Annotated in this window: 30 protein-coding genes and 1 tRNA gene; 18 read left to right on the forward strand and 13 right to left on the reverse strand. The window is 41.9% G+C overall.

Annotated elements, in window-relative coordinates; all coding sequences use genetic code 11:
• From ACI882_RS15915 to ACI882_RS15930, 4 genes are all read right to left on the reverse strand, one after another.
• Positions 1 to 1,442 (reverse strand): tetratricopeptide repeat protein (locus ACI882_RS15915; protein ID WP_411748544.1); only part of this gene is annotated, 1,442 nt, incomplete at its 3' end.
• A gap of 132 nt (positions 1,443 to 1,574) precedes the next feature.
• Positions 1,575 to 2,123 (reverse strand): menaquinone-dependent protoporphyrinogen IX dehydrogenase, encoded by a 549-nt coding sequence (gene hemG / locus ACI882_RS15920; RefSeq protein WP_411744202.1) that lies wholly within the window; start codon positions 2,121 to 2,123, stop codon positions 1,575 to 1,577.
• A 122-nt stretch (positions 2,124 to 2,245) separates the two neighbouring features.
• Positions 2,246 to 4,372 carry a ferrous iron transport protein B gene (gene feoB, locus ACI882_RS15925; RefSeq protein ID WP_411744201.1) on the reverse strand — a complete coding sequence of 709 codons (2,127 nt, stop codon included), beginning with the start codon at positions 4,370 to 4,372 and terminating at the stop codon, positions 2,246 to 2,248.
• Entirely contained in the window at positions 4,372 to 4,605 is a 234-nt protein-coding gene (locus ACI882_RS15930; RefSeq protein ID WP_411744200.1) for a FeoA family protein, read from the reverse strand. Before ACI882_RS15930 ends, feoB begins: the two co-directional genes overlap by 1 nt.
• 224 nt (positions 4,606 to 4,829) lie before the next feature.
• Here ACI882_RS15930 and ACI882_RS15935 point away from each other — a divergent pair.
• Positions 4,830 to 4,919, forward strand: a tRNA-Ser gene (locus ACI882_RS15935).
• 246 nt (positions 4,920 to 5,165) lie between these two features.
• Here the strand turns inward: ACI882_RS15935 and ACI882_RS15940 are convergent.
• The 7 genes from ACI882_RS15940 to csrA all read right to left on the reverse strand — a co-directional run bounded on the left by ACI882_RS15940 (position 5,166) and on the right by csrA (position 10,760).
• Entirely contained in the window at positions 5,166 to 6,275 is a 1,110-nt protein-coding gene (locus ACI882_RS15940; RefSeq protein ID WP_411746985.1) for a hypothetical protein, read from the reverse strand.
• 2 nt (positions 6,276 to 6,277) lie between these two features.
• Entirely contained in the window at positions 6,278 to 7,555 is a 1,278-nt protein-coding gene (locus ACI882_RS15945; RefSeq protein ID WP_411746986.1) for a hypothetical protein, read from the reverse strand.
• A 566-nt stretch (positions 7,556 to 8,121) separates the two neighbouring features.
• Entirely contained in the window at positions 8,122 to 9,162 is a 1,041-nt protein-coding gene (locus ACI882_RS15950; RefSeq protein WP_411745949.1) for a tyrosine-type recombinase/integrase, read from the reverse strand.
• Positions 9,163 to 9,187: 25 nt separating this feature from the next.
• Positions 9,188 to 9,415: a DUF4224 domain-containing protein gene (locus ACI882_RS15955; protein WP_411745948.1), complete on the reverse strand. Its 228-nt coding sequence runs from the start codon at positions 9,413 to 9,415 to the stop codon at positions 9,188 to 9,190.
• A gap of 59 nt (positions 9,416 to 9,474) precedes the next feature.
• Complete coding sequence (locus ACI882_RS15960; protein ID WP_411745947.1) at positions 9,475 to 9,834, reverse strand: hypothetical protein; 360 nt, start codon at positions 9,832 to 9,834, stop codon at positions 9,475 to 9,477.
• 201 nt (positions 9,835 to 10,035) lie between these two features.
• Complete coding sequence (locus ACI882_RS15965; protein ID WP_411745946.1) at positions 10,036 to 10,386, reverse strand: LuxR C-terminal-related transcriptional regulator; 351 nt, start codon at positions 10,384 to 10,386, stop codon at positions 10,036 to 10,038.
• 203 nt (positions 10,387 to 10,589) lie between these two features.
• The gene (gene csrA, locus ACI882_RS15970; protein WP_411745945.1) at positions 10,590 to 10,760 is read right to left on the reverse strand and encodes a carbon storage regulator CsrA; all 171 of its coding nucleotides are present in this window, start codon (positions 10,758 to 10,760) and stop codon (positions 10,590 to 10,592) included.
• A 277-nt stretch (positions 10,761 to 11,037) separates the two neighbouring features.
• Between csrA and ACI882_RS15975 the strand changes: the two genes are divergently transcribed.
• Positions 11,038 to 11,658 carry a hypothetical protein gene (locus ACI882_RS15975; RefSeq protein ID WP_411745944.1) on the forward strand — a complete coding sequence of 207 codons (621 nt, stop codon included), beginning with the start codon at positions 11,038 to 11,040 and terminating at the stop codon, positions 11,656 to 11,658.
• Positions 11,659 to 12,780 carry a helix-turn-helix domain-containing protein gene (locus ACI882_RS15980; protein WP_411745943.1) on the forward strand — a complete coding sequence of 374 codons (1,122 nt, stop codon included), beginning with the start codon at positions 11,659 to 11,661 and terminating at the stop codon, positions 12,778 to 12,780. It abuts the gene before it with no gap.
• A gap of 115 nt (positions 12,781 to 12,895) precedes the next feature.
• Here ACI882_RS15980 and ACI882_RS15985 read toward each other — a convergent pair whose 3' ends face one another.
• On the reverse strand, positions 12,896 to 13,558 hold the full coding sequence (locus ACI882_RS15985; RefSeq protein ID WP_411745995.1) for an XRE family transcriptional regulator: 663 nt from the start codon (positions 13,556 to 13,558) through the stop codon (positions 12,896 to 12,898).
• 122 nt (positions 13,559 to 13,680) lie between these two features.
• Here ACI882_RS15985 and ACI882_RS15990 point away from each other — a divergent pair, with 122 nt between their 5' ends.
• The 7 genes from ACI882_RS15990 to ACI882_RS16020 all read left to right on the forward strand — a co-directional run bounded on the left by ACI882_RS15990 (position 13,681) and on the right by ACI882_RS16020 (position 17,235).
• Complete coding sequence (locus tag ACI882_RS15990; protein ID WP_411745996.1) at positions 13,681 to 13,911, forward strand: helix-turn-helix transcriptional regulator; 231 nt, start codon at positions 13,681 to 13,683, stop codon at positions 13,909 to 13,911.
• A gap of 131 nt (positions 13,912 to 14,042) precedes the next feature.
• Positions 14,043 to 14,441, forward strand: coding sequence for a hypothetical protein (locus ACI882_RS15995; RefSeq protein ID WP_411745997.1), 399 nt, complete (start codon positions 14,043 to 14,045; stop codon positions 14,439 to 14,441).
• Positions 14,442 to 14,702: 261 nt separating this feature from the next.
• Entirely contained in the window at positions 14,703 to 15,749 is a 1,047-nt protein-coding gene (locus ACI882_RS16000; RefSeq protein WP_411745998.1) for a helix-turn-helix domain-containing protein, read from the forward strand.
• A gap of 10 nt (positions 15,750 to 15,759) precedes the next feature.
• Positions 15,760 to 16,017, forward strand: coding sequence for a hypothetical protein (locus tag ACI882_RS16005; protein ID WP_411745999.1), 258 nt, complete (start codon positions 15,760 to 15,762; stop codon positions 16,015 to 16,017).
• Positions 16,018 to 16,019: 2 nt separating this feature from the next.
• A complete protein-coding gene (locus ACI882_RS16010; RefSeq protein WP_411746000.1) occupies positions 16,020 to 16,487 on the forward strand; it encodes a hypothetical protein in 468 nt (155 codons plus the stop codon).
• The gene (locus ACI882_RS16015; protein WP_411746001.1) at positions 16,484 to 16,843 is read left to right on the forward strand and encodes a hypothetical protein; all 360 of its coding nucleotides are present in this window, start codon (positions 16,484 to 16,486) and stop codon (positions 16,841 to 16,843) included. The genes ACI882_RS16010 and ACI882_RS16015 overlap by 4 nt, the downstream gene beginning before the upstream one ends.
• Positions 16,843 to 17,235, forward strand: a complete 393-nt coding sequence (locus ACI882_RS16020) for a hypothetical protein (RefSeq protein WP_411746002.1) — start codon at positions 16,843 to 16,845, stop codon at positions 17,233 to 17,235. The genes ACI882_RS16015 and ACI882_RS16020 overlap by 1 nt, the downstream gene beginning before the upstream one ends.
• 44 nt (positions 17,236 to 17,279) lie before the next feature.
• Here ACI882_RS16020 and ACI882_RS16025 read toward each other — a convergent pair whose 3' ends face one another.
• Positions 17,280 to 18,143, reverse strand: coding sequence for an NERD domain-containing protein (locus tag ACI882_RS16025; RefSeq protein ID WP_411746928.1), 864 nt, complete (start codon positions 18,141 to 18,143; stop codon positions 17,280 to 17,282).
• 298 nt (positions 18,144 to 18,441) lie between these two features.
• Between ACI882_RS16025 and ACI882_RS16030 the strand changes: the two genes are divergently transcribed.
• The 8 genes from ACI882_RS16030 (at position 18,442) to ACI882_RS16065 (ending at position 21,808) form a co-directional block, all read left to right on the forward strand.
• Positions 18,442 to 18,774 carry a hypothetical protein gene (locus ACI882_RS16030; protein ID WP_411746929.1) on the forward strand — a complete coding sequence of 111 codons (333 nt, stop codon included), beginning with the start codon at positions 18,442 to 18,444 and terminating at the stop codon, positions 18,772 to 18,774.
• A gap of 87 nt (positions 18,775 to 18,861) precedes the next feature.
• Positions 18,862 to 19,275, forward strand: coding sequence for a hypothetical protein (locus ACI882_RS16035; protein ID WP_411744898.1), 414 nt, complete (start codon positions 18,862 to 18,864; stop codon positions 19,273 to 19,275).
• A gap of 265 nt (positions 19,276 to 19,540) precedes the next feature.
• A complete protein-coding gene (locus tag ACI882_RS16040; protein WP_411744897.1) occupies positions 19,541 to 19,825 on the forward strand; it encodes a hypothetical protein in 285 nt (94 codons plus the stop codon).
• The gene (locus tag ACI882_RS16045) at positions 19,809 to 20,057 is read left to right on the forward strand and encodes a hypothetical protein (RefSeq protein ID WP_411744896.1); all 249 of its coding nucleotides are present in this window, start codon (positions 19,809 to 19,811) and stop codon (positions 20,055 to 20,057) included. The genes ACI882_RS16040 and ACI882_RS16045 overlap by 17 nt, the downstream gene beginning before the upstream one ends.
• Positions 20,054 to 20,494: an N-acetylmuramoyl-L-alanine amidase gene (locus ACI882_RS16050; RefSeq protein ID WP_411744895.1), complete on the forward strand. Its 441-nt coding sequence runs from the start codon at positions 20,054 to 20,056 to the stop codon at positions 20,492 to 20,494. The genes ACI882_RS16045 and ACI882_RS16050 overlap by 4 nt, the downstream gene beginning before the upstream one ends.
• On the forward strand, positions 20,481 to 20,885 hold the full coding sequence (locus ACI882_RS16055; protein WP_411744894.1) for a 3TM-type holin: 405 nt from the start codon (positions 20,481 to 20,483) through the stop codon (positions 20,883 to 20,885). The genes ACI882_RS16050 and ACI882_RS16055 overlap by 14 nt, the downstream gene beginning before the upstream one ends.
• Before the next feature lie 5 nt (positions 20,886 to 20,890).
• Positions 20,891 to 21,268, forward strand: a complete 378-nt coding sequence (locus ACI882_RS16060) for an HNH endonuclease (RefSeq protein ID WP_411744893.1) — start codon at positions 20,891 to 20,893, stop codon at positions 21,266 to 21,268.
• A gap of 78 nt (positions 21,269 to 21,346) precedes the next feature.
• Positions 21,347 to 21,808, forward strand: a complete 462-nt coding sequence (locus ACI882_RS16065) for a phage terminase small subunit P27 family (RefSeq protein WP_411744892.1) — start codon at positions 21,347 to 21,349, stop codon at positions 21,806 to 21,808.
• Positions 21,809 to 21,810: the final 2 nt, after the last annotated feature.

Genomic DNA, 21,810 nt, shown 5'->3' on the forward strand with positions numbered 1-21,810 from the left:
CTCCATGCTAAAGCACTACTGATTACATAGCGTTGGTAATCAAAACTTTCAGGTGTTGAAATGGTCCAAAAACTATCTGCCGATAGCGTCAGCCGTAACTGAGACAAAATTAATTTTGAACCTACGATGGATGTAGTTATTAATGTTTTTGATTCTAACGTTGAATCAGGCGGATATTGAGTATAGGAAACATCACCCTTTGCCTGTAATTGCCAACTGGCAATATACGACATAAAGGCACCACCGGCATTTACCCTAACTTTCTTCAGTTCATAATCTTGATTAACATGAAGCTGGCTGCCTAAGGTGGCAGAAATAATCGGCTGGGAACCCTTTTGCGTTAGTAACTGTGTGGCAGAGATACCGGCTAGGTATCCGTTTAGAGATTCATCGTCTGGGTATTGCTGAGCAATGAGGTCTGTTACAAAAGATAAGCTATTTTTACTCGTGTTCAAATAGAAACGATGTTGGGTTAGCCAATCTTCCTTATCTAGATCGGTTTGCCCATAGCTATAACCCAAACGTAAATCTATCGCACCTAAGACCGCGTTAAATTCGCCGGTTAGCTTATGAGACAACAAGTTATAATCGGTGACTTCGGCATGTTGAGTCACGGCACCTTGGTAACTCAAGTTAACCGCTTGTACCGGCTGAAAGCTGCCATCAAATTGTAATGCACCGCGAACGTCACTTAGCTGGTTCTCACCATTGGCTAATGTAACATTTGAATCGTACGAGGCTTTAGCGCTTAATTCTGCCGACCATTTCTTTTCGCCTTGCTTTAATTTAATGTTATTAAGAATATCATTGGCAGCTTGTTGATATGGACTTGTTTCAACCAAGAGTACTTTCTTGGCAGATTGAGTGGCTAGACTATTTCGCCCTGCTTTATAGGCACTGGCGGCCAATAAATAATCCAACTTATCGGCGCTAATAGATGCAACTGCAGTGTTGCGATCAAGGCTTTGTAATTGATCAATAGCACCTTGATAATTGGCGAGTTCATAAAAACTCATCGCAAAGTAATATTTACCAGGAACGTGCTTGGGGTGGCTGTCTACCCAGCGACTTAAATATCCATTGGCAACCTGCGCATTACCCAATTTGAGTTCAATGGTGGCTATATCGAGTAGCCATTGGTCTTGTTGAATAGAGGAGTTGTCGAGTTGTTGCAATAATGCAGCGGCGGTTTCTAACTGACCCTGTTTTAAGGCAGTGATACCTTGTAAATAAAGCCAATCGTATTCAAACCCAGTTGATTTGAATTGGATTGCTTTTTCATCTGCCACTTTTTGTGCAGCCGTATAGTCTTTTGAGCTGAGTAAGAACAGTAGTTTGGTCTTAGCCACTTCATACTGATCTTGCTCCGATGCTGCCCAGCCTGTCGACACTATGCCAGCTGATATTAGGACACTTAAGATCCCTTTAGAAAAAAACGACATATCACTCCCTGCCTAAAAATACTCATTTGTGTGATTTGAATCACAACTCAGTATTGATAATAGGTTGACATATCGCCTGTTGCACTAATTATTTAGCCTAATTAAGCATCAATTGTGACTATAAAGCTCAATTTAGGCTGCCTTTACAGCCTTTGAGCGAACATTAAGCCCTGAAACCGTCTTAGAAAAGCGTTTAACTTCATCCCAGTTGGTGTACTCAATGGTACTGGTGCCATCGGCGCATCCGCCCGTCATTTTCATAATCAAGCGGATCATTTGACGATCTATAAAAGAGTATTTTGGATAACATAGCCGACCAGCGAACATGGCTATTTGATTGGGCATCCAGCCTGTTGACTTAATGAAGCGCTGAATATAAGCGCTGTTTGCGGGGTCTTGTTTTTCTGGCTTGCGAGCCGTTAGGTTTACCGAGAAAAATGCTGCATTTTTAGCTTCTAGCCAATCTACATGGGTATGAATTAGCTCCATTACCACTTTGTTATAATGCCCATAACGAATTGACGCACCCACTATGACTTGACCTATGCTTTTATCGTTTACATAGTTCGGCAATTCATTAATGGTCAAAACCTTAACATCGCCATTCCAGTCATCTGCCATTTTTTCGGCGATTTTCTTAGTTTGACCATCTGTAGTGGAATAAAAAATAATTGCCGTCATCGTCGCGCCTTCTTAAAGTCATTCAAGAAGTAAATGGTAGTATTAACCGTTTTAAATACGTTGATGTAACGCATTAAAACGGCTTTCAAGCTGCAATTAGAACTACAGCAATGAGTAAAGCTTCAGTGACAACCAGCTTCTACACTCACTAAAGGGATGAGCCCCGCTTTTGCCACTTCTTGCTCAGCAACTCGTTTAAGCACTATGAACGCACCCCACATCATTGCAGCCATGGCCAGCAACCAACTCGCTGAGAAAAATGCATGCAAGTGGAACGTGCCTATTTGGTAGAGCGACGTTGATACTGAATACGCTAAAATAGTGCTCCAACTGATCACAACAATAGACCAAGACCGTCCAGCCTCACGCACTAAAGCCCCCATCATCGCTACGCAAGGCGTATAAAGCAAAATAAACACTAGATAGCAAAAGGCGGCAAAAGGCGTCTCAAATAAAGTTGCCAGGGTACTTAAGGTACTGGTGCGCACGCCTTGCTCATTGGCGGCGGCTTCTTGGTTGCTGACATCTCCAATGCTCAAGCCTAACGGATCGACCAAAGTACCGGCTAAACCCCGTGCATTGTCCATAATTGATGCAAAGGCCGTTTGAGTTGACTTCCAATAGCTTAGCGACTCGCTATCACCATCATCGACACCTGCAATATCGGCATAGAGAGAATCTAAAGTGCCCACGACTGCCTCTTTGGCAAAAATACCCGTCACAATACCCACCGTGGCAGGCCAGTTATCGGCTGTAACGCCTAGCGGATAAAAAATGGGTGTAACTGCTTTGCTCACAGCACTTAAAACTGAGTTTTCTTTGTCTTCGTTACCAAAGCTACCATCGATACCCCAAGAATTAATAAAGGACAGCGCAACCACCACAATAACGATTGTACGACCTGCATCTAAACAGAAGCTCTTCAAGCGATGCCAAGTACTCATCCAAATATTACGCAGCGAAGGCACGTGGAAGGCCGGTAAATCTAAAACTGAACTGGTCAGCTGGCGTGCACTAAATGCCTTCCTGAATACCCAACCTGTGACAACTGCCATGAAAATGCCCAGCAAATAGAGAAGGAAAACGATATTTTGGCCATTTTGGTTAAACATCGCTGCAGCAAATAAGGCATAAACAGTAAGCCGTGCACCGCAAGACATAAACGGCGTCATTGCAACGGTTACCATGCGGTCGTACGGATTACTCAAACTGCGAGTGGCCATTACCGAGGGAACGTTGCAACCAAAACCCACAATTAAAGGCACAAACGACCTTCCAGGTAGCCCTATCGAACGCATCATTCTATCGACAACAAAGGCGGCTCTTGGTAAATAGCCCGTGCCTTCCAGTACCGACAAACCCACATACAAAAAGCCAATAACCGGAATGAATGTCCCCACCAACTGCAAGCCACCACCAAGGCCGTTCGAAATTAAAACAATTATCCAGGTTGGGGTATTAACGGCACTTAGGAGCTGGTTCGAGCCATCGACCAACCAAGTGCCCAGCAGAATATCGAAGAAATCAATAAACACAGCACCCACATTAATGGCAAAAGCAAACAGCAAGTACATAACCGCTAAAAAGATAGGTATCCCTAACCATCGATTCAGCAAAACACCATCTAGCTTCTCTGTAAAAGTAATTTTATTTGACGATTGCTCCATAACCGCAGAACACCAGCTATTGACCACCGCCAAACGCTCAATAAGCCTATCTGCATTACTTAACCCGTCTATGATTGGCTCAACATCAACACTAGCCGCCAATGGTATTTGGGCCTTCAACTTATTCACAGACTCTTTAGAAGAAGCCACCGTGCCTACCACAGGCACACCGAGCTTGCTCTGTAGCGTTTGCAGGTCAACCTGAATATGGTTGCTTTGAGCTACATCTAGCATATTAACAGCAACAATCATCGGAATACCGTATTCACGCAACTGGTGCGTTAACAACAGCTGCCTATTTAAAGCAGAAGCATCGACAACGTTTAAAATAATGTCAGGACGGTTGGTTAAAAACTTCTTAGCAATAGCTTCATCCAAGCCAAGCTGAGCCTGCTCAAGTGAGTAAATACCCGGCAAATCAACCAACTCATATTTTTCATCACCAATTGTTACAAAGCCCGACTTTTTATCAACCGTCACCCCAGGCCAGTTACCCACCGTTTGGTGACGACCGGTTAGTTGATTAAATAAAGAGGTTTTACCGCAATTGGGGTTACCGACCAGCGCAATCGTTTTAGCCACTATAAGGACCCCTCATTGACCAAAATACATGCCGCTTCTTTACGCCGAATACTCAACAAAGAATGCCCAACCTTCACCTGTAACGGACAACCCATAGGCGCAGACCGAATAACACGAACCCGCATCGCAGGCGCCAAACCCAGAGACAAAAATAAACCCACCTGGCTCTCGGTCGTGTTTTGAAAACCAGAAACAGTCATCTCATGACCAAAAGGGGAATCAGAAAGTGTCATGGCAGAAAGCCTTTTTTAGAAGATAGACACATTGTATTTGATAACCAATATCATTTAATAATTATTCTTATTCCGGTTGATATAGATCAACAAAATAAAGTCACCCTCAAAACTGAAATTGATTAAAAGACAAACAAAAACCAACTTTTTGTTAATTTTCAGCAGCTTAGCGAGATTTTTTGTTGACACGAAATTACAAAACGGTATCATGCCCCGCAACTCAAGGAGAGTTGGCAGAGTCCGGCCGAATGCACCTGACTTGAAATCAGACGTAGGGCAACCTACCGGGGGTTCGAATCCCTCACTCTCCGCCATATTAGAACGTCCTGAAAGCCCCGCCTCGTGCGGGGTTTTTAGTTTCTGGGGTTTTAAAACTGTTTTATCACTTCTGATTTGGAACGATGTTTGAAATATTTTTGAAATTTCAAAAAAAAACACCATTATTTCGCCCAATTTTAACTCGACCTAGATCCGACATAGAAATTGAATAGCTATCACTTTCAAATAAAAAAAACATGAACTTCTAATCAAAAGCGCAAAAAATATCTATTCAAATGCCGTTATTTGGTAGATGCACCTTCTATACTTTCGATAATGCCTAAAATATTATGATGGAAATCTTTAGGCATTCCGGTTGCCTTATATAAGTATGTCGACGAAGTAATTATAAACTGATTAATTCGATTCGATTTTTTAATTTTCAAACTAAGTAGTTTATCGAATTCAGGATCAATAGATGAGATACACCTTAACGATATTTCTCTACAGGGAATAAGTGCTTCCCTGAGTTCGGAGGGAGCATCAAGAAAAGTTCTTGATGCTTGAATAAAATCACTCCAACCTGGGAGCTCTAACTCTGTTTTTTCTGAACCAGTGGCTTCTAAAACTGCATTTTTCAAATTCCGCCTTTGTATATAGCTTTCTCTGCCCCCCCAAATATAGTATCGAAGTATTTTCTCATACTCTTCTTGGGTCATATCGTGATTATATATATCGCTAATTTGGGAGCATATAGGTGCCATAACCAACATAAAGCTAAGTATAATTGACGAATAAATCGCCATATGGCTGAGTTTATTGGGATCAAGCTCACCTTTGGTTGCTCTAATAGCACCAAGTAATTCTCTTAGGGATTTAGCGCTATCCTTTTCCAGTGGAAGTTTAGTATTAATGTGTTCACCTAACGAACTTAGTTTATTATCCTTCTCAAATATTGAGTAAAAATCATGCCAATTAGAAATATTCGATGAGTAGGATAGTAGATCAAGGTAGTTTATATTGGCTGATTGAGCATATGAGTGAAAATCTTGTTCCTGAAAAAGATGCACATTAAGTGACCTGGCACTAACTCGATGGGCTTCTGTAGCTTTTTTAGTCAAAATAACATACGACTCATCACATCCAGTGTATGCCATAACGCCGGCAGCCCAAAATGCTCGATTGACAGCGCTCATTTTTGCAACGGTTTTACAATCAAAAAGGATTTTTCTTGTTACACCTCTTCTAGATACTTCGATTCCTAAAACGTCAAGGTCTGTGATCACAGTCTTTATATCTGATATTTCTCTTGAGTTATTTACTATTACTTCTAGAAAAGGTAACACATCATTAGATATACAGTAACGAATTGCTTTCTCTTTTTGCACTGTGTCTTTATCAAGTTTAGCCATATTTAAATATCCAAATTCAATAGCAGCTGATCCATTTCGTGTTTTGCTTCTTCTGCAATATCTACTTGCTTGCGTTTTCTCATTTCAGAAGCTGCCATAATAGATTGAACATATACTTCATCTTTAGAAAAAGAAATAGTGGCCTCTTTGTTAACTTCTAGACTAGCAAGCTCGCCTGTTTCTAAAAGATTTATAGCTATATCTAGTGCTTGAACATTTTCTTCAGATTGAATTAGGACCAATTGGCATTTACTCCCGACTGGCCTGAGAAAAGCTACTTTCATAAATACAAGATTTTTGTATTGCTCGCTAGCCTCAGAATTACTACTTAGAAAGCCTTTATTTCTCAAACTTTTCAAAATTGCAATAGGATAATTTATCCTATATCGAGCAGGCATAAGTTGCCCCTTACGCACACTAGAAACCAAAGCCATTGATCGCTCGTAAATTTCTCTGTTAGCCGCATTTAATCGATTAGATCCAGGGTTCGGTGTGAATATAAACTGCTCAAGATTACCATTCCCAAACTTTATTGAGGGTGGTTTCAATATACCTTCAGCAGACATTGAATTTATCAAAGATAATTCTATATGATCTAGTTTTTGCCCTCCAATTTCTTTGTTACTCATGACCATCGAAAGAGGCCAGCCTTGATTAGCTTTAAGTTTATCGAGAACTCTTAAAATGTTACTTGAACCCGACTTAGCAGTTAAATCAGCCAAGCCATCTAAGTTATCAGAAAAGTAATATGGACTTAAAATAATTTCTTTTCCACGTGCTTTATGTGTACGTAACAAACCACCAGCTTCACTATACTTTAAACATATATCAATTATTGAGGACTCTGCGCCTACCCCATTTATCAATTTTTGTTTGTTTTCCGGTTTATTATAGACCTGATTTAATATGGCAAGCATTGCAAGCTCACTCTCATTTAAATCACCATCTTCAGTGAATTCACCAATGGTGCTATATATGCTCGCAAAATGAGGGATTTTTGGAATTATGGATTTTATTTTTTTCTTAGGACCTAATACGTCGACAAATTCTAGTTCAGACAATATATCTATAACTTTGTCTAAAGCAAATGACGGGATTTTAAAATAATGGAATGAAGCTAGTTTCAGAACTTCATATGAAATTTCACCTAACCCCCTTATATGAACTGCAAGAGTTGCAGCCATACCCAAGGTTTTTAGATAATCAAATTCTGGCGTTTCATATTCACCTAAGGAACTATGAATATCGTAAGAAAATTCAGCAATTTTTATTTTTTCCATCTATACAATCCCACCATTATCGGATTCCAGAAATATCAATCATACAATTAGCCGCTACTTTAATATCCACATCGATATCTTGGGACAGCCTATTTCATCTAATGCAAAATCAATTACATGACAGTACTTTTACATAATGACTAAGTCATCATATGTTGTCAATTTGGCAAACAATATTTCGTCATTTTATGATAATTGGACTTTTTTACCTCTACTGAAAACTAGAAGTACATTCATAGACTCTTTAAATGTTTGTTGTAAACATGCCGTTTACACCGATCAAGCTCAAAAAAGGTAATTTTAATCATAGTATATTTATGAGATTACTTGTTACGAATAGAATTGATATACTTGCTGCATCTTGCTTTTTACGACTTATTTAACCCGTTTAGGCTTTAGAAGAATTCATTCGCCAGTAGACTCTAAGTCAATAGAGCATTTTTGAATTTTAATTAGGAGAAGCATCAAACTATTTGGTTAAATGTCGACCTATTTTTGGTATGCAAATTTGTCTATATCATGAATTTGAAATAGCTGAGGTTTTTCTTCACTCTCGTTATAAACACTTACTTTCTCTCAAGCGCCCTTACCCGCTTAACCTTCCGATCATAAACATCAACTTGCGCAGCAGTCTTATGCCCAGAAAATTCCTGCTTATTCCCCTCATAGTCAGATATCCCCTTGGCTTTCAAGTCATGGAAAGTAAAATCAGGTTTGTACTTAAGCTCATATTTTTGGGCGTATTCAAACGCTTCCTTTCGTGCTTTCCGAAAGTTAACTTCCATGGTGCTCTTGGCAATGTGCTCGGGGTAGCCTGGTCTATCATTTCGTCCAGGGAACAGATAATGTGACCCTACAGGAATCGTCTTCTTCTGAATCCGCACCGCTTCTTTTAGGGCTTTAGACCAAGTTTTAACCTGCTTCTTGCCAGTCTTTCCCTGGCGAATGTAAATACCCTCCTCCGAGATCTGCGCCATAGTCAGCGTTAAAACATCACTAAAACGTGCGGCACATAAGTAACTAATCAGAATCATAGTTTTCAGTGCCGGTGGTGCTTGCTCAATCAACAGCGTTAATTCCAAATCTGATATGTAACGATCGCGCGGCCGCTCTTTGTTCTTCACTGCTATCCCCTTTGAAGGGTCATTCAACACCCAGCCTTTGCGCTTGCCCCAAGTAAAGACTCTACTCAGGGAAGCAAAATGGCGGTTGGCCGTTACAGCGCCGCGCTTAACAGTGAATGCTTCGTGTATGTTGTCAATCATCGGTGAGGTAATGGAGCGCACATCACGAGTACCAAACAAGTCACTCAGCGTATCCAGATGACGCACATAGTCGGCTTGAGTGCGCGGTGCGAGCTCCGTAAACATGGGGCTTTGCCTGTAGCCCTTCACCATATTTCGGAACGATCGCTTGCTACTAGACTCTTTCTCATCCTTGATTTCATTGATAACGCGCTTGTACTCGGACAATATTTTTACTTGGCCAGCATCGATACGACCTAACCGATAATATTTACCATCTGGCGAAATATAACGATAAAGGTTACCTGCGGGGTAAACACGCTTAGGCAACCAAACAGGTCGAGTAGCTTTAGATTTATTCATTCAATCAAATTCCTTAAAAAATGAATTAGCCAATTGCAGACCAATTTAGTTCTGGCTCGGATTTATGCCCTTCATATTCCGATCGGCTCAACAGAGGCCGACCATCACGAGGCCGTACTAACGGACTAAACCCCATTTCACGAAGTGCTTGCAGCTGCTTCGAGGGTATTTTATAGCCAGTGACTTCTTCCAACTCTTCGGTAGTTAGGTTTAATCGGTATTGCCGCTCGGTTATAGATTGTTGTGTATTCATGGTTTTATAAACCCCTGTATTTTGAAACACTTGCGGTTATTTGGTTTAGAAATTCTCTTTTAAACACCCGGCAAGGCCTTCAAGCTGTAATCACGACCAGGTGAAAAAAACGACCACTTAAAATGAACTTTCGGACCACCCTTTTTCACCACTTCTTTGTGTGGGTGATGAATACAAATTTCTAATCGCCGGCCGCCGTCTTTCTTTGCCAATTCCATCCATTGCTTGGCAATTTCAGGAGTCGAAAGCATTGGGCTAAGTTTCACAACCCTTTCACTATCCATCAGGTTATTAACGTAAGAATCAAAAGCCTTTTGGTATTGTGCCTGGCTTAATGGTTTCCGGTTTTTCACCATCTTCACATTGGCAATTGCCTGTCTCTTCGCGTATTCGCGATTCATTCCAAAGACTGCAAACATTACGCCCTCTCCTTTTCAACTTGGTTGTGCTCATCCATGACCTGGTTCAATGCGTTTTGAAGATCAGATAATTTGGGATGTTCATTGGTTACCGCAAGCCATTTGGCTGCCCATTGTTGGTAACACTCAAAATTAGCAATAGGATTGGCGTTTTTGGTAATGCCCACCGGCAAGTGTTTTGGACTAACGCGAAAAGTTAGCCTACACATGAGTTATCACTCTGGTTCGAACTCGCACAATCCTGACTGAATGAGCACCACCTCGTTTTATACGGTATGGATGATCAGGGGTGGCATATAGAGCAGAAAGCATCGCCGCCAGTGCAAACACAGCACACAAAAGCCCTTCGCTGGTGGCTTTGTAAACAACCTCAGTAATGCGACGTGCTTTGAACTTATACAAAATGGTGCTCATCGCGCCTTCAACTGTTCGGTGAGATACGCCGTATTCGCGCGCCACTTCTTTGTTGCTCAAACCGTGTGCTCTACCTGTGAGATACAGCAACTCTTTTGGTCCAAGTGGTATGTAGGTTTGTTGTGTCTGGGTATTCATGCTCAACAACTCATATTGTAATTATTTAAGAAAATACTACATAATGTCATTATTATAAGTCAACACAAATTGTCATATTTATTGATTTAATTGAGTTTGGTAAAACGGCAGACATAAAAAAACCCGCTAGGTGCGGGCTTATAAATCGTATTGAATAGGAAGTTTCGTTAATCGGAATTTAGAAGATAAAAATTAACTTACCCTCACCGCTTGTCTTTCTGTATAGCCAGGTAAAGCTCTTGCCGATGAATTGTGACATCTTGAGGTGCTTCGATACCTAAAGTTACGGAGTTTCGGGTCTGTTTGGCGATTGTGATTTCGATGTCGTCACCTACTTTGATGGTTTCGCCGATCATTCTTGAAAGTATTAACATTCTATATCCTTATAGATTTGTTGGTGGGTTAAGTTCCTTACCCAGTTTTGACTGTTGCTATTACCCTTTGAAAATAGCGATATTGAGATAGCATTTCAATAAGTAACTTTCGTAAGTTTGTTTCTCTTCTAGGAAATGTGATCGAATTGGTGAAAGCCCTCAAGGCTCTCAAATTTAGCAGACTTCTTCCAGATTAACTCAAAACAAAATCATTTCCTGTTTTAACCACGAATTTGTGGTAGGATTGCGAAATGGAAATCAAATCGAGAGGTTTTATATGCAAAATTTAGATCTAAATAAAGTTGTTACGCTATCTTCTTTAGGCGTAAATGAAGAGCACTTATTGAATGCTGTGGAACGTGGGCAAGCAGATAGAAACACTGCACTACCAACACATCCAGCGAATACGCCTGGCACATTAGCGTTTTTTGGAACTGTTTCAGAACTACGAAACCAATTAATTCCGTATGGCTGGAAAATTCATAATCATCGTAATCTCTCAATGACTAGCCACCCGACAGGAAAAGTATCTATCGTTGTTTCAGGTGGGACAAAGGAGACCGGCACAAGCTCAATTCCTACAACTCGAAATCCTAAAGGCGAACTGGCAGTTCAATATACAGCTCAAAATACACAAATGAGTCTATTCGACGTACTTGAGGAAACAACAGAGTCAGAACCTAATAAACCATTAGAAACACAAACTTGGGTACTTCTTTATTATTTTGACCGACTCGCTAGCGAAGTGAGATCTGAATTATCTTTACCTTTAGCTGTTGATAATTCAGGCAAGGTAGGCAGCTGGTCTCAGCGGTTCATCCTTCCGGCTCTCCCAGTATCTACAACCGAAGGTGACTTTAATCCAGATTTTGACCCAGAAATTGAGCTAGATATCTAGATGACAACCAAAAGTAAACTAAACCCTAATAGGCTTAAATTAGCAAGAATTCGTAGGCAACTGACCATCAGAGCGTTAGCTGAAGAGGTGGGTATGTCTTCACGAATGATTTCCCTATATGAAAATGGTAAGAACGAGCATGACATTCCAGCAGAGACAATTGAGAATATTGCCACAGCACTTAACTTCCCGATCGAGTTCTTTTTTGGGGAAGATATCGAACCTTTAGATCCTGACACTGTTAGTTTTCGCTCGTTTAAAAGCATGCGTGCGGCCCAAAGAGACGCAGCCTTAGGTGCTGGAAGTATTGCAATTCACTTTTCCGACTGGCTCGACAACAATACTAACTTCAAACTACCAAAAACAAACTTAGCTGATTTGCGTGGAGTAGACCCAGAAACAGCGGCTAGCTCACTAAGGAGTGAGTGGGGGTTGGGTGTAAAATCTATTAGAAACATGATTCATTTATTGGAGTTGCATGGAGTCCGGATATTCTCCCTATCAGAAGAAAATAAAGAGGTCGATGCCTTTTCTTTTTGGAAGGATAACTTAGCCTTTGTTTTTCTGAATACGTTTAAATCTGCGGAAAGAAGCCGCTTTGATGCAGCACATGAGCTTGGGCATTTAGTACTTCATAAGCATAGTGGCATCACTAAAGGTAAGGAAGTTGAATCCGAAGCTGATCAGTTCGCATCCGCTTTTTTAATGCCTGCAGAGAGCGTAAAAGCTCTTGCGCCAAGACTACCAAACCTGAGAGTTCTTATAAAATTGAAAAAAGCATGGAATGTCTCATTGGCCGCACTTGTGAGGCGTCTAAAAGACTTAGGATTAATTTCAGATTGGCAATACCGAAGCTTGAATATTGAGATGTCGAAAAGCGGAATGCTTAGAAACGAACCAGATAGCATTGATAGAGAACAATCTCAATTATTGACTAAGGTTTTTAGTCGCTTGCGAGATCAAGGAATAACCAAGTATAAAATTGCTGAATCACTTCAAATTCCAATTAAAGAGTTTGAAAACTTAGTGTTCGGGTTAGCTTTTATAGGATCAACTGTTTCCGATACAAAGTATTTATATTCTGCACCAAAGGAAAGACCAACTCTAAAAATTGTCAGGTAATAGTTAGAACGGTATGATTTATAAAAGGCGGATATGGACACCTGCCTTTGAGTCTAACCATAGCTAGTACTTAGCATGAACCTTTAGATTCAAAAAATTATTGAAACTCCATGCTTCACCTCAACACCGAATACCAAAAGACACGCCCCAATATTGCGAGACTTCCGGTTTCATCGCCTTTTACCTCAGTAGCTGAATAGTTACGATCGTTGAATACTTTAAGCCGATAACCGTTTGGTAATCGCTCAAGCACCCTAACCTGCACTAATGGCCCGTATTGCACAACATACAGCTCGCCATCCTTCACTGTGGTGTTTTTGGTATCAAAGGCTGCTATTGCACCATCGGGAAGTGCAGGAGCCATTTGATCGCCTTCTACAATCACGCAATAAGCAGAATCAACGGACACCCTCGCCTCTTTTAGTTGAGATTCAGTAAGCCTTACACGCTCTTCTGGCTCTAACAGATTGAGTGAGTCCGAATTTTTAGCGATATCAGGCTCTGACAATAAAGGCAAATAAACACCATCATCGGAAGGGGCTGTAGATACTTCTATAGTCTGATTGTCTAATGAGCCACCAAATGCCAACCAAGCGGCAGAAAGGCCCACAACCTTCGATATTTTCGCTATATCTGAATAATTTGGTTCAGTTCTATCGCTTTCATAACTACTAATGCGTGTTTGGTTATCCCCCCATCCGCATTTTATAGCCAAGTCGCGTTGGGAAAGCTTAGCTTCTTTTCGTCCAAATTTAATTCTAGCGCCTGTCGTATCCATAATTTAGCCAATTTAGCTGGTTTAATTCATAAGAAACATAACACCACAAAATGAAATGATTGCATAATGACAATATGCGGTGTCTAATAACACTACATTTTGTCATTTAATGCAGGAAACCCATGTCCAAACTTCGAACCTATAGAGAGAAAGCTGGGCTTACACAAGAACAGCTTGGTAAGCGCTGCGGCTTTTTATCACCACAGTCACGAGTAGCCCTTTATGAGTCAGGAGGCCGCACGCCAACACTGATTGTTTCCAGAATTCTTGTTTCAGCATTGCAGGCATCAGGAGTTACCTGCTCTCTCGACGATGTATTTCCACCACAACAAGAACAATTAAAAACAGGTTGATTCATTCACATCCTTAAATCTCTCTTTTTCACATACACACATTGTGACAGAACTAGAGGGAGAGTTAAGGCGAGCAATCACTATGTGAATACAACCAGTAATGCGATTTACACGAATATTTGGAGCATGCCATGTCACTACAAGCAACCACATTATATATAACCAAAGATGCCCAGGCACCAAACATCAAACGCAAGCCGGTTGGTGAAATCAAAATAGATCTAGTCAAAGCTGTTGCTCAGGGTCTAACACTTAGCCAGGCATGTACTTTATCTGTTGTTCATCAAATCATCCGAAACAACTTAACGCAGTATGTCGATATAGACGACAACCGCTGGTGGTACATCACTGGCCGCGCTATCTCTGAATATGCGCCGCTGGTGGCTGCCCATGCCTGGACCGGCGCACAAAACCTAATAGCACTTTCACGTACCAAGCTAATTGAACTCGATGAAATGCAAGTTAATGGCGAAGTTTGGTTTGTTGTGAAGGTTAATGAAAATTTGGTTCTGGATTCTGAAGATGAGTAGACAGCAGATAATCGATTGGGCCATGAACCAACAAACGGGTAGCGCCAGTTCAAAGCTAACCCTTCTTGCCTTAGCACACTTATGTGAAGAAACCTTCGAATGCTCACCTAGCGTGTTTTACCTGGCAACAGCCACCGAACTTAACGAGCGAACAGTTTGCCGTAACCTCCCTGCCCTGGCACGGCTTGGGTTTATTACCGATACAAAGAAACGAGCAGGCTGCCGGCGGAAAATCCGTGTGTGGCGATTGGAGGTACCCCAATGAGCTTAGACGCATTACGCTGGGCGCTGAAATCCGCGCCACAGAAGTCATCACAAAAACTGATTCTAATTAGCTTAGCCGATCGCGCATCGGAAGAACTTGAAGCGTGGCCAAGTACGGAACGTTTAGAGCTAGACACTCTGCTAGACCTCAAGACGGTTAAGAAAAGCTTATCGGAATTAGAGCAGCAAGGTTTTATTGCAGACACTGGCAAACGCAAAGGCCGCACTGGTCGCGTTAAAGTATGGAAACTGGTTGACGTTAATTTGCGTGAACATGAAACCAGCTGGAAGAAAGAGCAGATCGAAGACCGCAAAAAGGCGAAAGACGATGAAAATAAACCAGCCCAAAAGCGGAATGATTCCAAAAACGGGTCGATTAAATCAGACCATAAACGGGTCGATATAGAATCTAATCAACCCAAAAACGGGACGATGAAACAACCCAATAACGGAACGATTGAATCGACCCAAAAACGGGACGCAGAACCACCCATTCTTTTAACCACCCAAGATAACCACCCAGTTACAAAACAAAAGATTTGCGCAACCAGCTCTGACGAGCCGGTAACGCGACTCACTGATCAAGAAAACGTTCCTGGTGTTATTTCGAATGAACCCGAAGTGTACATCACGGCAAAGAATCGAAAGCTCAGTGGTGAGAACCTAGCGAACTTCATGGAGTTCTGGGAAACGTTCAATTACAAAAAGGGCAAAGCCCCTGCCGCCGATGCCTGGTTAAAAATTCATTGGGCCAAGAAGACCGATCATGCCGCTGCTGAGTTGAACCGAGAACTCTTGGTGATGATCTTAACCGGTGCGGCCATCGAACGAGCCCAACGAGAGTTGAAGATCGAGGCAGGCCAAACACCCTGCTACGCCGAAAAGTGGCTTTCAAGCAAACGCTGGGAAGACGAAGACCCCGATCTAGTCGCCCAACGCTTGGCGCTTCGAGAAGAAGTTAACCAAGTACCGGCAAGTAACTCAAAACAAGCCCGTGAACGTGTTCGCGCCGTTTTACGCGATGTTATGGCCACCAACTGGTAAGGATGAATTCATGAGCAAACGAAAAAGCCCAAGCTTCAACGCACACACGTCGCTAGCCAAGGGTGAATACGTTGTAGATACCAATTGCCCTAAGTGTGGTTCACCCATACGCAATGTGAAAACCGATGACTGCGCAAGCTGCCCAAAATTTGAAGCCGCCAATACCAAAGCTGATTGTGAATTCAACGCAAAACGCCGGCGCCTAGAGCTCGAAAAGGAGATACGAGACATAGAACGCGACCTTAGCTTTGATTTGGTGGAGTACTAACCATGCAAACCATCATTGCAATTGATCCTGGTACCGACAAAAGCGGCGTGGCCTGTTATTTCGATGGCAAGCTAGTAGAACTTAAAACCCTAACGTTGCCCTCACTGGTGGAGTTCACCAAAGAAGTCGATGGAGTGTTTGTTGTTGAAGATGTAGAAGCCAATAGCTTCATGTACGCCAGGAACACACATCACAAAGCCGCGGCTCAATCCAAAATGGCGCAAGGTGTGGGCATGGTCAAAGGCACAGCTCGTCACATTCTTGAGTTTTTGGCATACCAAAACAAAGCGATCGTAAAAATAGCCCCACGATCGGGCAATTGGGGAACCATAAAACCTGCTGTTGGTAGCCGTCATTTAGCCGCAACAACAGGCTGGACAGGTAAAAGCAATAAAGACACTCGAAGCGCAGCTTACTTTGGATGGGTTTATTTGCAGCAATTGAAATATCAACGCCGTGCTGAGCAATGACGAAAAAGCACGGACCAAGCTACAAAAAGACAAAGCGGCCATTAAAAGGCTGTGATGACTGTAAAGGCACAGGATTAATCAAAGGCGTGTTTCACGAAATGATCTGCTTCACCTGCAATGGGGGTGGCGTAGTACTGAAAGAAACAGGCGAATCCTTAACTGCCGATGAGCTGGTGGTTGAACTGAGATTACGACTAACTGAACGTGGCGATCGCATACGAGTACTGGAATCAATCATAGAAGGCTTAAAACCGTACATGGAGAAGAAACAGGCCGAAGCCCTGCAGGAATCCATGTACCCCAAAGAGCTTATGAAGCAACGGGCAAAATACGTAAACGGTGGGTTTGGAGACTAATGAACAACGAGCAATTTGAACGCAGATTAGACGAATGGGCCTGTTATGTTGTGGGCAACTACTCGATCAGAGGTCTAGGCTACTCACCCGTTGCGCCAGGCTTCTCTGAATTCGTAAAAAATGACCGTGCGCCGGTGGTGAGTGACGATCGAGAAATGGAGATTGAGCGGGCTGTATGCGCCCTAGCCCTTAGAGACCCCAAGGCCGCTGAAGTGATTCGAGCGGAGTACCGCGCCCACCCTAAGTATGGCGATGCTCGGTTTGAGGATGGAGGTAATGCGAAGCAGCTTACTTATCGGCAATTGGCGATTAGTGAGCGTACTTATCGCAGTAAGTTGGAGAAGGCTAAGGATGCGATTTGGGTGTTGGTTTCTATGCGGAAAACGGGTTGATTATCCTGATACCTGAACTAACCCCATAGATACCTTAGTCAATGTTAAGGAATTTTAATGACAGTTCTACACTTTGGAAAAGATGAACAACCCCAAAACTTTTGGCCTATATGTTGTCCTCTCTTTGATACTCTAAGAAGCATATTAGAACCGCATTTTGGGCAAATTGTTACATTACTTAATGGTTCTAACTTTCGCTCGTCCTCTTTGCCTGCTTCATGAAGCTCTGTAAAAGTAGGTTCAATTCTTTTGGTTCTTGAAGACTCTTTTGTTTCTACAATGCTTTTTACGTGTGCAACATGCGCTCGGTTAGTTTTAAAACCACGTTGTAGTCGACCTGAATTTATTTGTTCAATTATTTGATTTACTTGTTCTTGAGAAAAAACTTCCATTGTTTTTGATTTGATATACTTAATACCATCACCAGAGTGTGTAACATTTTCTGGCACCTGAGTTTTAAAGGTACTGTCACCAATGAATATGACTAAGGAGAAGATAAACTTGGGATCAATATCTAGGCAATTTTCAATTGTTTTAGTGTGTTTGTAGTTCTGGCGAAGAGGGTTCTGAAATTTACTTGTATGTTTATATATTTTCTGAGTCCATTGAGACTGCTTCTCAGTCCCAAATATCCAACCTTTCATGTTTTTTGTTTCAATAACAAAAACACCAAATTTCGATACCAAGATATGATCTACTTGAGTTGTACCATCTTCTGTTGGTAGTGTTACATTCTTAATCAATGTGTACTTTTCTTTGGGTAGAAGTAACTTAAATAGTAAATTGACTTTAAACTCACCTATAACGCCCTTAAACCAAGGTGTTTTAAGGACTGTGATGAAGATAAAAATTGGTATGAAATACCAAAATGACTCAAACAAAGGTTTTAACATTACCGTATAATCCATATCTACTATCCCAGCTCAGAAATCAAATAACTTAAGTCTTATCTGCCTCAATGCAATTGTAAAGGAAGGTTTAAAAATTCAATATAAAGTTAAAATTTAGTCACCATCAACTACACCCATCTTGAGAATATCTAACTCAAATCGACTGTATATCATTTAGTAGAAGAAAATACCATTGCAACAATACTCGTAGAGAAAAACATTCTGATTTCACCTATACTTAATTGATTTAATATTAGAGACCTAAAATATAGGATATTCTAAAACTAACATCTCAATTCAAATAAATAGGTTATAAATGATTAAACATAAGTATATAAAACTAATTGAATTCGCAATATCACAGGACAGTGCATATCATATGCAACTTGGCTTAGATGCATCGAAAATGTCAGAGTCTGAATTCAAACTAATTAGAGATAGCACTTTCCTAACTGAACATTTAGAACCTAACATGCCTATGAGCTATATTTTTGATTGGAAGTTGAAACCAGAAGCAATTTTTGGATATCTGAGCTATATGCAATACGAGCATTCAGATAAATCTTCTAAACGAGCGATGTTCTTTTCGACAGCATCTTTGATTATTGCCATTGCCTCTCTAGCTATTACTGTTTTAAGTATGCTGTAAAAAAAATGTCAATTCATCTTCTGTTCAGGTTCAAAGGGTTAACAGTATATAAATCGTCATCATGTTAACCCTTAAGGACCGAACAGCATGTTTAAACTATTTTCAGAAAACACAATCAAAAAAGATACCCACCGTGAGCAAGCCCTTTCAAACCAAGTAGATCGCCTTGAATACCAATTGGCTAGAACTAATAGAGAGTTAGAGGCAGCTAAAATTCAAAACTCTGATCTTAAGCGCCAGTTTTCAGAGCATCGATTGCGCGACTACCCTGCTGCCTCAAGCTGGGTTACCGATATGCATATCGCCGATCTGTTCAGTGCTGAATTTCAAAACCCCGTTGAGTATGTATTAGCTGATGTTGAGGCGCTTGGCTATGATGTTTCAGCTGCTTGGATGGTTCACCGCGCAATGCTTGATCTTGCTAAACAACACGAAACTGGTGTGGCTGAAATCCAAAATATGGTGAAGAAGCTTTCGGAAAGCAGAGCCAAACTAAACTAACTGGATCGAGCATTAATGTATGTTTAACTTAATTGCTAAGTACCTAGCATTAATTGGCACGACTGTTTCAAGTATCATTATTTGTTATTCTCTTTTTAAAATTAGCCTTACATTTATACAACATTAGCTAATTGACTCCGGTGCCGGATCTGTTACTAATATCTCTATCGTGGCCTTGGTGCCATTAGGATAAATCGCATTCTTTGAACTCGCCCACCAGCGGGTTTTTCTTTTTCTGAGCCTGGCTTTTTAGCTAGGCTTTTTTGTGCCAGTGAGACTCTACTATATGGACCCTAGCCAACACGTAATAGATAACGCCCAAGCAGTCACCAAGGTTGGAGGGTTAAGTGCTGGGTCATCGCCACTATTGTATTGGATGGTTGATAATAGTGAGGTTATCTCGTTAATGCTGGGCTTGGGTGGTTTCACATTGGCTGCTGCTGGGTTCACGGTTGCTTGGGTTTATAACCATAAGCGCTTCAAAATTTTAAAGCAGCAGTTTCAGCTTCAGATTCAAGATAGAGAGCGCAAATATGATGATAACAAATAGTAAGTCAGGCTGGGTCACACTGGCAATCACATTATTGGTTTTACTGGTATTCACCTGGGTTAATTACATTCAAATTGAAATACAAAGTAATGAATTAGCAATTGAGCATCTCTCAAAAAAAATAAACTTGGAAGATGGGCGAATTGATCGGCTGGATACAGAGAGTCGGCAGGACATAAGTCAGGTAAAAGAAAGAGTTGATCGATATTTCGAATCACAGGTGAATCAATGAAAAAACGTACCCAAACTAAACGCATTGTAGTTCATTGCTCAGCAACCAAGGCGCACCAGACTCACGTTGACGCCGCCCTCATTCGTGATTGGCATGTGAACGACAATGGCTGGTCCGATATCGGTTACAACGCGGTGATCTTACGTGATGGCACTATTGAAATGGGTCGGCAGGAAGGTGCCGCCGGTGCACATGCTCGCGGCTATAACCATGATTCATTCGCCATTTGTTTGGTGGGTGGTATGGCTATCGATGGCAGTGCCGAGAATAACTTTACGAAAGATCAGTTTGAATCAGCAGAACTTTATATTCGCGGGTTGTTGCATTGGTACCAGGGCGCGGAGGTGATCGGTCACCGTGACTTACCAGGCGTGACCAAGCAATGCCCTTGCTTTGATGTACAACCATGGTGGAGTGAACTCAATGAAATGGCTTGATGCAATAGCGAAGATCATTAACCCAGTGACCGAGCTGGTTGATAGCTTACACACCAGTGATGAAGAACGCTTACAGATAAAACATAAGCTGTTTGAACTGCAAACCCAAATGGCTTTCAAGGTTATGGAGTACGAGGGTAAGTTACTCGACTCTAAAACCAAAATCATCACTGCCGAAGCGACTGGCCAAAGCTGGCTGCAACGTAACTGGCGCCCTATCACCATGCTTACATTCTTGGTGTTAGTTGTAATGGATACCATGGGCTACACCGAGTTTCGGTTAAGTGCTGAGGCTTGGACGCTGTTACAAATTGGTTTGGGTGGTTATGTGGTTGGCCGATCAGCCGAGAAGATCGCACCGAAAGTCACTGAAGCTATGCGCAAGGGTTAATGAATATGCCACAACGCACCGCTCGCCTTTGCTTGGTTCGTACCTGCAACGCTAAGCATCGAAACAAGCATGGCTATTGTGATGATCATCAAGCGTTAGCCACCGGTTGGCGTCGCAGTCATCAACACACAACATCAACACGTGAAGGCTATGGCAAAGAATGGCGAGCATTACGCATCCAAATCTTACAACGTGATGAGTATATGTGCGTTGAATGCAAACGAAATGGCATAGCGACAGCAGCCACCGACGTGGATCACATCAAGTCTAAAGCATTGGGCGGTACTGATGCCGTCACCAACCTGCAATCGTTGTGTGGTGCGTGCCACAAGGCCAAGACCATCGCTGAACGACGGGGGGCGGGTCGAAACCTTGGGGCCTGAGTTTGCTCGATGGTCCCTCCAATCACATTTTTACATTGCCAAAAAACACATTTTTTATTTGGGGAGTTTTAATCACTAATGGGCAGAAAGAAAATACCCACCGCATTGAAGGTGGTCGGTGGCACTGCTCGTAAAGATCGCATGAATCCGCATGAACCAGATTTCGGCGAACTCAAACAAATCGAGCCCCCACTGGAAATTGAAAATGATCCTATTGCCACGGGCAAATGGAACGAATTAGCCAACGCCCTGGCAAAAGCTGGTGTTTTAAAAACCACCGACAAAGATGTGCTTATGCTCTATTGCAAAGCCTTCTCTCGTTACTGGGAAGCACAAAGCGATTTAGAGGAAAACGGGCTAACCATCATGAATTTCAATACTGGTATGCCCGTTCGTAACCCAGCCGCGATGATCCAAAACGAAGCCGCACGGCAAATAAATGCGTTTGGCTCAAAGCTAGGTTTAGACCCTTCTAGCCGACAAAACATAGCGGGTAAAGATAAGGGCGTCGGCCAAAACCGCTGGGCCGAATTTGATTAATA

Source organism: Reinekea sp., assembly GCF_046710285.1.
In the GTDB taxonomy this organism is placed as follows: Bacteria; Pseudomonadota; Gammaproteobacteria; order Pseudomonadales; family Natronospirillaceae; genus Reinekea.